The 1,592-nt window shown below is 68.3% G+C and carries 3 protein-coding genes; 2 read left to right on the forward strand and 1 reads right to left on the reverse strand.

Annotation, left to right across the window (positions count from 1 at the left end; genetic code table 11):
* The coding region (locus tag BGO22_RS15530; protein ID WP_286851589.1) for an ATP synthase subunit I at positions 1-454 on the reverse strand (454 nt) is incomplete at its 3' end.
* A 141-nt stretch (positions 455-595) separates the two neighbouring features.
* On the opposite strand from BGO22_RS15530, the gene BGO22_RS15535 reads away from it, so the two are divergent.
* The gene (locus BGO22_RS15535) at positions 596-1,471 is read left to right on the forward strand and encodes a D-amino acid aminotransferase (protein ID WP_286851590.1); all 876 of its coding nucleotides are present in this window, start codon (positions 596-598) and stop codon (positions 1,469-1,471) included.
* Positions 1,472-1,480: 9 nt separating this feature from the next.
* Positions 1,481-1,592 (forward strand): DUF493 family protein (locus BGO22_RS15540; RefSeq protein WP_286851591.1); only part of this gene is annotated, 112 nt, incomplete at its 3' end.

A 1,592-nucleotide genomic window follows, 5' to 3' on the forward strand; every position in this document is an offset into this window, starting at 1 on the left:
CCTTGAGAACCAACACCAGCCCGATCAGCAGCCCGATCCAGTTCGGCTCGGGCAGGATCCAGACCGCCGCGGCCAGCAGAGCCACCGACAGCAGGACTTTCACGCCCTCCCAGAACAGGAAACCGACCAGCGCGGCCTGCGCAAAGCCCGACGAGAGCCGGGACAAGGCGCTGGAGGTCAATCCGTAGGCCATGAGGGCCGAAGGGATCGCCACCGTTGCCGCGCCGTACAGGACCGACACCGCGACAGAGCCCCGTTGCGTGAGCAACGCGGCAACCGCGGCGGCGAGCAGCCCCACCAGCCACTGCACCCCCACCAGCCGCCAGAGCGATAGCCCCGGCTGGCTGGCGCGCCATTGCCGCGCTTCCTCGCGCGTCAACGGCTTGAATTCGGGTTCTTGCGCCCCATCTCCGGGGTCATCGGTCAGGGGCGGCGTCGGCTTGGCAGTCAGCATGGGTCGACAACGCGGTTGACGGAGAGATGACGGACCGGTCAGGTTCGCAAAGCCATTGATTATACGTAGAAACCCGATGGGCCAGTCAAGGCTCGGGAGCGGTCACGCGCGGGCGAAAACACCCGGCCGGATAATCCCCTCATGAACCCTCCCCTGCCCGATTCGCTCTGCTTTCTCAACGGCGACTACACCGCCCTGCGCGACGCGCGCATCAGCGTGCTCGATCGCGGCTTCATCTTCGGTGATGGCGTCTACGAGGTGCTGCCGGCTTACAGCGGACGGATCTTCCGCTTCACCGAGCACATGGACCGGCTGGACCGCTCGCTGCGCGAGCTGCGCATCGCCAACCCCCACACGCGCGACGAATGGCTGGCGATCGCGCGCCGGCTGATCGCCGACCGCCAGGCCGCGGGCGTGGCCAACCAATTGATCTACCTGCAGGTCACGCGCGGCGTGGCGCCGCGCGACCACGTGATGGTGCCGGGCCTGACGCCCACGGTATTCGTGATGGCCGGCGAGATGAAGCTGCCCAGCGCCGAGCAGCGCGCCAACGGCGTGGCCTGCGTGACAGCCGACGACTTCCGCTGGCAGAAGGCCCATATCAAAAGCACCAGCCTGCTGGGCGCGGTGTTCGCGCGCCAGATCAGCGCCGACGCCGGCGCGCTGGAGACCGTGATGTTCCGCGACGGCTTCCTCAGCGAGGCCGCGGCCAGCAACGTCTGGGTGGTGAAGAACGGCACCGTGATGGGGCCGCCCAAGGACCACCTGGTGCTGGAAGGCATCCGCTATGGCCTGATCGAGTCGATCTGCCGCGACAACGGCATCCCCTTCGAGCTGCGCCGCGTGTCGCGCGACGAGGTGCTCGCCGCCGACGAGCTGCTGCTGTCCTCGGCCACCAAGGAGGTGCTGCCCATCACCACGCTCGACGGCCGCCCGGTGGGCAATGGCCAGCCCGGCCCGGTGGGCGCGCGCCTGCTGGCCGCCTACCAGCGCGCCGTGGCCGAGCAATCCCTCTGAGGCCACGCCATGGACACGCCACCCGACATCCCGCCCGAGCAGTCGCTCATCACCTACCCCACCCATTTCCCGATCAAGGTGATGGGCGACAACGTCGAGGGCTTCGCCGAGGCCATCGTCG

This window comes from Hydrogenophaga sp. 70-12 (assembly GCF_001897365.1).
Classification (GTDB): domain Bacteria; phylum Pseudomonadota; class Gammaproteobacteria; order Burkholderiales; family Burkholderiaceae_C; genus Hydrogenophaga; species Hydrogenophaga borbori.

Excerpts from the sequence above, each read along its gene's own strand:
- BGO22_RS15535 (WP_286851590.1), top strand. The coding sequence starts at position 596 with ATGAACCCTCCCCTGCCCGATTCGCTCTGCTTTCTCAACGGCGACTAC.